The 7,875-nt window shown below is 30.5% G+C and carries 6 protein-coding genes; 5 read left to right on the forward strand and 1 reads right to left on the reverse strand.

Annotated features, from left to right (window positions below; translation table 11 throughout):
* Window position 1 precedes the first annotated feature (1 nt).
* The 5 genes from RYK99_RS06245 to rpsI all read left to right on the forward strand — a co-directional run bounded on the left by RYK99_RS06245 (window position 2) and on the right by rpsI (window position 7,077).
* Window positions 2-2,170: a Tex family protein gene (locus tag RYK99_RS06245; RefSeq protein ID WP_314991042.1), complete on the forward strand. Its 2,169-nt coding sequence runs from the start codon at window positions 2-4 to the stop codon at window positions 2,168-2,170.
* A gap of 11 nt (window positions 2,171-2,181) precedes the next feature.
* Complete coding sequence (locus tag RYK99_RS06250; RefSeq protein ID WP_314991044.1) at window positions 2,182-4,053, forward strand: acyltransferase family protein; 1,872 nt, start codon at window positions 2,182-2,184, stop codon at window positions 4,051-4,053.
* Window positions 4,054-4,510: 457 nt separating this feature from the next.
* A complete protein-coding gene (gltX, locus tag RYK99_RS06255; protein ID WP_314991046.1) occupies window positions 4,511-5,974 on the forward strand; it encodes a glutamate--tRNA ligase in 1,464 nt (487 codons plus the stop codon).
* 253 nt (window positions 5,975-6,227) lie between these two features.
* Entirely contained in the window at window positions 6,228-6,665 is a 438-nt protein-coding gene (gene rplM, locus RYK99_RS06260) for a 50S ribosomal protein L13 (protein ID WP_003144827.1), read from the forward strand.
* Window positions 6,666-6,684: 19 nt separating this feature from the next.
* Window positions 6,685-7,077, forward strand: a complete 393-nt coding sequence (rpsI, locus tag RYK99_RS06265; protein ID WP_003145894.1) for a 30S ribosomal protein S9 — start codon at window positions 6,685-6,687, stop codon at window positions 7,075-7,077.
* A 68-nt stretch (window positions 7,078-7,145) separates the two neighbouring features.
* On the opposite strand, the gene RYK99_RS06270 is transcribed toward rpsI, so the two are convergent.
* A complete protein-coding gene (locus tag RYK99_RS06270; RefSeq protein WP_314991048.1) occupies window positions 7,146-7,766 on the reverse strand; it encodes a site-specific integrase in 621 nt (206 codons plus the stop codon).
* Window positions 7,767-7,875 lie beyond the last annotated feature (109 nt).

Genomic DNA, 7,875 nt, shown 5'->3' on the forward strand with positions numbered 1-7,875 from the left:
AATGTACGAGAAAATTACAAAAAATTTAGCAACTAAGCTAAAAATACAAGATAAATATATAGTAAATGTATTGAATCTGTTAGAAGAAGGAAATACAATTGCTTTTATCGCTAGGTATAGAAAAGAATTAACAAATTCATTAGATGAAGTTGCAATAAAACAAATTCAAGATGAATTTAATTATTTAAAATCTCTTGAAGAAAGAAAAGAAGAAGTAATTAGATTAATTTCAGAGAAAGGTCTACTTACTGATGAGTTGAAAAAAGATATTTTAGCTCAAGAAAAACTACAAAGGGTAGAAGATTTGTATCGTCCGTTTAAAGAGAAAAAACGTACGAAAGCAACTATAGCTAAAGAAAAAGGATTAGAAAATTTAGCTAACTACATATTAAAATTACCAAAATCAATTGATGATTTAAATAAAGAAGCAACTAAATATATAAATGCAGAAAAAGAAGTAAATAGTATTGAAGAAGCTATTAGTTATGCACTAGATATTATTGCTGAAAATATTTCTGATAGTGCAAAATATCGTGAGTATGTATTAGAAAACACTAGAAAGTTTGGTCAAATCACTTCAGTGCTGAAAAAAGGTGGAGAAGAGAAAGACGAAAATTCTACATACAAAAACTACTACGAATTCGGTGAACAAATTTCGAAAATTGCTTCTCATAGAATTCTTGCTTTAAATAGAGCAGAAAAAGAAGGAATAATTCGTGTAAGTATAGAAAACGATAAAGATAGATTACATAATTATATTCTTAGAGGGGTAACAAAAAATCGCCAAACAGCAATAAATGAATTACTATTAGAATGTATTGCGGATAGTATGAAACGTTTAATTTATCCGTCTATTGAAAGAGAAATTCGAAGTGACTTAACAAAAAAAGCAGAAGAAGATTCTGTAGTTATTTTCTCAGAAAACTTAAAACAGCTTTTAATGCAAAGTCCACTAAAAAATAAAAAAGTACTAGGAATAGACCCAGCGTTCAGAACTGGTTGTAAGATGGCGATTGTTGATGAATATGGTAATTTTATAGATAAGATGGTTATCTATCCACATAAACCAGCATCACAAGACAAACAAGAGAAATCTAAAAAAAATCTAATTAAATTTATTAATAAACATAATATCAATCTGATTGCTATTGGTAATGGGACAGCATCTCGTGAAACTGAAAAATTTGTTGTAGAAAATTTAAAAGAAGCGGGATTAAAAATAGATTATGTTATAGTAAATGAAGCGGGGGCGAGTGTTTACTCTGCTAGTGAAGTAGCTCGTGAAGAATTCCCTGATTTTAATGTAGAAGAAAGAAGTGCAGTATCTATTGCGCGCCGTATTCAAGATCCTCTTAGTGAACTTGTAAAAATTGATCCTAAGTCTATTGGTGTTGGACAATATCAACACGATATAACACCTAAGTTTTTAGAAAAAGAGCTTACTTTCGTAGTAGAAACAGCGGTAAATAAAGTAGGGGTAAATGTTAATACAGCCTCAGTACCTTTATTATCATATGTTTCAGGTGTTAATAAGCAAATAGCTAAGAATATTGTGGCTTATCGCCAAGAAAATGGGAAAATAGAAACTATTAAAGAAATTGCTAAAGTACCAAGATTAGGTAAGAAAACATATGAGCAATGTGTAGGATTCTTTAGAATACCAGACAGTAAAAATATCTTCGATGCTACAGGTATCCACCCTGAGAGTTATAGAGCTGCAGAAAACTTATTAAAAGAATTGAAATTATCTACTAAAGAAGTTGGAACTGAAGAGTTTGCAACTACTGTGGAAGCTGTAGACAAGAAAGAACTGGCTGGAAAAATCGGTGTAGGATTAGAGACACTAGAAGATATAATTAAAGATTTAAAACAGCCATTACGTGATGAACGTGAATCATTTGCTAAACCATTGTTAAAATCAGATATTCTGACAATAGATGACCTACAAATTGGTGTGAAATTAGCAGGAACTGTTAGAAATATTACACAGTTTGGAGCTTTTATAGATATCGGTCTTAAGCAAGATGCTATGGTTCATATTTCAAAAATTAGTAAAAATTATATTAAAAACCCATTAGACGTGTTGAGTGTAGGACAAATTGTTGATGTTTATGTTATTGACGTAGACAAAGAACGAGGTCGTGTTGCACTAGCGATGTTTAAAGATTAGAGGAGGTAGAAATGAGTAATAATAAATCAAAATACCTTCCAAGTATAGATAGCTTGAGGGCATTGGCGGTACTAGCCGTTATTATTTATCACGTCGATGTAAATTACCTACCAGGTGGTTTCTTAGGTGTTGATTTATTCTTTGTTTTATCAGGTTATTTAATTAGTTCATTGATTATTAAAGAATATAAAAAGACAGGTTCTCTAAATTTATATAATTTTTATTTAAGAAGGGCTAGACGTCTATTGCCAGCAGTGTATTTTATGATAACTGTAGGATTAATAGTTATGGTGCTATTCAATGATGTACTACTACGTAAAAGTCATCTTGATGCAATATTTGGTTATATATATTCAAGTAACTGGTGGTATATATTCCATAAATTAGATTACTTTGATAGTTTTGGATCTCAAAGTCCATTTAAACATTTATGGTCATTAGCAATTGAAGAACAATTTTATATGGTTTTCCCGTTATTATTTTTAATATTTAATGGGAAAAAGAAAGCTAAAGATGGAACATATAAATTAAATAAAAACTTTTTATATGTTGTTATAGGATTAGTACTTATATCTTTAATAACGCATATTTTATTATTCGATATAAATAATATAAGTAGAATATATTTTGGAACTGATACAAGAGCATTTTCATTACTTGTAGGTGTGGTAGGTGCGATTTTATATCCTATGGATAAACTTAATACGAGAGTAACGCCTAAAGAAAATATACGTTATAGTTTAGTGTCGTTTGTTTCAATAGCTATCTTAATAACAATCATGATTTATACTTCAGAGTATAATACTTGGCTATATCGAGGAGGATTCCTACTTGTAGCTATTTTAGGGTTAGTAATTATAATAAGTAGTGGGAAACAACATACTATAATGTCAAAACTATTATCATTTAAACCAATAGTATTTATTGGAAAAATTTCTTATAGTTTATATCTATGGCATTTTCCAATATTAGTGTTAACTACACCAGTGTCAGAAATTGGTAATCCTAATATTTTATATGTAATATTACGAATTATCCTTACGTTTGCTGTAGCTATTATAAGTTACGTATTTGTTGAGACACCAATTCGAAAACTAGGATTTATAAACTACGTTAACTTGATTTATAAAAAAATAGTAAAACGTCCTAAAAAATCAAGAAAAGTATACGCTAGTATTATAGGTGTAGTATCATTACTATTTGTGATGGGAATATTTGGCAAAGGTGTTCCATTCCTTTCAACAGCATTTGTAAAAGAAATGGAAAACAATAAAGAAACTCAATTTGTAAATAATCAAAATAATAATAGTGATAATAATCAAAATAAATCAACTGACGAGAATAAAGATAACAAAGAAAATAAAGATGATAAAAATAATTCAGATAAGAAATATAGTTCAGTAGTTGTAATGGGAGATTCTCTGACTGTTGATATCGGAGAGAAATTTAAAGAGTTATATCCAGGAGCTGTTATCGATGGTAAAATCGGTCGACAATTATATATGGCCGTAGATGAAGCTAAAAATTACGCTCAATATAACAACGAGAATTCAGCGATAATATTCCAACTAGGAACTAATGGACCATTCACTGAAAGCCAACTTGATGAATTAGTGAAAATTTTTGATAAAGCTGATATTTACTTCGTTAATGTTAAAGTACCAAGAGCTTGGGAAAAAACCGTAAATTCAGAGTTAACAAAAGCTAAAGAAAAATACTCTAATATAACGATAATCGATTGGTATTCGGTAGCAAATGGTAATACTACATTATTTGAACCAGATAAGGTGCATTTAAAACCGAACGGCGCCGAAAGAATGGTTGATTTAATAGTGAAAAATCTTAAACGTCCAGTAGAAGTTAAAGAGGGAATGACTCAATAATCGTGATCTCAAAGAAATTTATTTTGTCGAGTCATCCCCGCACAGTTTATTAGATATCTAAAAAGCTTTTATAGAGCGAATTTAGATATCAATAAATCACTGTGTCTGTGGGTTCCCATATACACTTTTTTAAAATTTAGGACTTTTAGATCAGCCCTTTAAATAAAAAAAGAAAAACTAAGTAGTTTTGAAAGACTGCTTAGTTTTATTTATTAAATTTTATTAAATAATAACAATATAAAAACGAAGGAGTATTATTTAATTGGAATTAAGTTTAGTTTCTCATGAATTTCTGAGCATAAGAAATTTAATTAATTTTTGTGATTGAAACGTAAATATAACAATTGATAAGGCTTTTATTAGTGAATTGTTGAACTTTCATTGAAATATGAATATAGTTTGTGATATAATAATTTAGTATTATAAATATAATTAATAGTGATAAAAGGAGATAACTATGACAAAAGTAAGAGTAAGATATGCACCATCTCCAACAGGAAATTTACATATCGGAAATGCAAGAACAGCATTATTTAATTACCTTTTTGCAAAACATTACGGTGGAGACTTCGTACTAAGAATTGAGGATACTGACTTCAAACGTAATAAAGAAGAAGGTGAAAGAAGCCAACTTAAATATATGGATTGGCTAGGTCTAGACTATGATGAAGGTATTGGAAAAGAAAAAGAGTTCGGTCCTTACCGTCAATCAGAAAGAATCGATATCTATCAAAAATATGCAGATCAACTTATTGCTGAAGATAAAGCATATAAATGTTACATGACTGCTGAAGAATTAGAAGCGGAAAGAGAAGAGCAAATTGCTAATGGATTACCACCACGTTATAGTGGAAAACATGCTCATCTTACTAAAGAAGAACAAGAAGCATTTGAAAAAGAAGGTAGAAAACCATCTATCCGTATTCGTGTTCCACAAGACAGAACTTATAAATTTGATGATATGGTTAAAGGTGAATTATCATTTGAAGGGCATGACTTTGGTGATTTCGTAATCATTAAAAATGATGGTGTAGCTACATATAACTTTGCGGTAGCAATCGATGACCACTTAATGCAAATTTCTCACGTTCTTCGTGGAGATGACCACGTATCAAATACACCAAAACAACTTGTTGTATATGAAGCATTAGGATTTGAACCACCAAGATTTGGTCACATGACTCTAATCGTAAATGAAAACAAGAAAAAATTATCTAAACGTGATGAAACAATCATTCAATTCATCGAACAATATGATGAATTAGGATACCTTCCAGAAGCATTATTCAACTTCATTACATTATTAGGATGGTCTCCAGAAGGTGAACAAGAAATTTTCACTAAAGAAGAATTTGTTAAAATTTTCGATGAAAAACGTTTAAGTAAATCACCAGCGTTTTTCGATAATAACAAACTAACTTGGATCAATAACCAATACATCAAAGCACAACCTTTAGAAAGAATCGTAGACTTATCATTACCATTCTTCGTAAAAGAAGGTGTTGCAACTGCTGAAGAAGTAGAAGCTAATAAAGCTTGGTTTGAAAAATTAATTTCTTTATATCAACCACAAATGAGTTATGGTGCTGAAATCGTAGAATTAACAAAACAATTCTTCGTAGAAGAAGTTAAATTTGATGAAGAAGAATTAGAAATTCTAAAACAAGAAACAACAGCAACAGTATTCGAAGATTTCTTAACAAAAGTTGAAGAAGTAGAAGAATTTACTGCTGATAACATCAAAGCTTTAATCAAAGCTATTCAAAAAGATACTGGAGTAAAAGGTAAAAACTTATTCATGCCAATTCGTATAGCTTCAACAGGATCAATGCATGGTCCAGAATTAAACACAAGCTTAGAGTTATTAGGTAAAGAAAGAGTAGCATCTAGAGTAAAAGCTGCATTAGAAACAATCAAATAAAAAGTTTTAAATTTACATAAATTAAGGGCGAAATAAATTGAGAATATCTAATTTTAAATTAGTCCTTAATTTTGATTTTCCAGCTGGAAAAAATAAGAGAAGAAATATAAATAAAAGTAAAGAAAATATCTTGACATTTAACAGTAAATAAGGTATTATTACTTATGATATTGTTTATATATCTTCACGAGTAAGCCCCGGAAAACTTAGTCGTTATGACAGATTAAAAACAACATCTAGGAGGAAAAAAGACATGCGTCAAACATATATGGCAAAGCCATCAACTGTAGAAAAAAAATGGTATGTAATCGATGCTGAAGGACAAACTTTAGGTCGCTTATCATCAGAGGTAGCTTCAATTTTAAGAGGGAAACACAAACCTACTTATACACCACACATCGATACTGGGGATAATGTAATCATTATCAACGCTGAGAAAATTGTGTTAACTGGTAAAAAATTAACTGATAAAATTTACCGTCGTCACACAATGCACCCAGGTGGGTTAAAAGAAAGAACTGCTGGATTAATGGTAGAAAAATATCCAGAAGAACTTTTAGAACTATCTATCAAAGGTATGTTACCAAAAAATACTTTAGGTAGAGCTCAAGGAATGAAACTTCACGTTTACCGTGGAGCTGAACACCCACACGCAGCACAAAAACCAGAAAAATACGAATTACGTGGATAATATAGGAGGAAATAATTAAATGGCACAAGTAGAATATCGCGGTACAGGACGCCGTAAAAGCTCAGTAGCACGTGTAAGATTAGTACCTGGAACAGGGAAAGTTGTTATCAACAACAGAGAAATGCGTGAATACTTACCATTAGAATCATTAGTATTAGACTTAATGCAACCTTTAGAAGTTACATCTACTACAGGTAACTATGACGTTTTAGTTAACGTTAACGGTGGAGGATACACAGGACAAGCTCAAGCAATCCGTCACGGAATTGCACGTGCTTTACTAGAAGTAAACCCAGAATACCGTAAAGACTTAAAACCAGCAGGATTACTAACTCGTGACCCTCGTATGAAAGAACGTAAAAAATACGGTCTTCGTGGTGCGAGACGTGCTCCTCAATTCTCAAAACGTTAATGAAAACCTTATTATACCAAGCTTCACAGCCATTTTTTGGTGTGAATTGGTGTAAATTATTAGGAGTATCATAGTTTTGATAGCTCGTCTAAGAGATTTAAAGCATCGGCATCTTGCTGATGCTTTTTTTCTGGCATTAAAGATAAATAATATTCTTGAGTAGTCAATATCGAATTATGACCCAGTCTTCTTGAAATATAATCCAAACTTATATTTTTTGAAAATAAGAAAGATGCATGACTATCTCTAAGTCCGTGAAATGTAGTTTTAGTAATCTCTAATTTTTTTAGTAATTCTTGTAAATATTTTGATTGCATAAAATTGTTTCTGCAAAAAACATAATCTTTTTTTGATTTAGATAGTTCAACTAATGCATCATATATATCTTTATTTATTGATATATCACGTTTCGAAAATTTATTTTTAAGTGATGTATCTTTGCTAGTAGGACTTATAGAACGTCTGATTTTTATTCCAAACTCATAGATATCTTCACATTTCAATCCCAATAGTTCTCCACGTCTAGCACCAGTTTCAAGTGCTAGCAAAACAAGTACATTAAATTCAATATGTTTATGTTCTAAGCAATATTTTCTTAGTTTAGCCATTTCTTTTATAGAAAGTGAAATATTTCTTTTAGGAAGTTCTTTTCCTCTAACTTTTAATAAACTACCAAAATCATTTACCAATAAACCACGAGCATAAGCATATTTGAGTGAACTCCTAATTTTTAAGACTAGTTCTGATCTGACCCCAAAAAGTTAGACTTAGAATAGCGTAGTAGTTATAATGACTGCT

Origin of the sequence: uncultured Gemella sp. (genome assembly GCF_963537375.1) — a bacterium.
Taxonomy (GTDB): domain Bacteria; phylum Bacillota; class Bacilli; order Staphylococcales; family Gemellaceae; genus Gemella.

Excerpts from the sequence above, each read along its gene's own strand:
- RYK99_RS06245 (WP_314991042.1), top strand. The coding sequence starts at position 2 with ATGTACGAGAAAATTACAAAAAATTTAGCAACTAAGCTAAAAATACAA.
- RYK99_RS06250 (WP_314991044.1), top strand. The coding sequence starts at position 2,182 with ATGAGTAATAATAAATCAAAATACCTTCCAAGTATAGATAGCTTGAGG.
- gltX (WP_314991046.1), top strand. The coding sequence starts at position 4,511 with ATGACAAAAGTAAGAGTAAGATATGCACCATCTCCAACAGGAAATTTA.
- rplM (WP_003144827.1), top strand. The coding sequence starts at position 6,228 with ATGCGTCAAACATATATGGCAAAGCCATCAACTGTAGAAAAAAAATGG.
- rpsI (WP_003145894.1), top strand. The coding sequence starts at position 6,685 with ATGGCACAAGTAGAATATCGCGGTACAGGACGCCGTAAAAGCTCAGTA.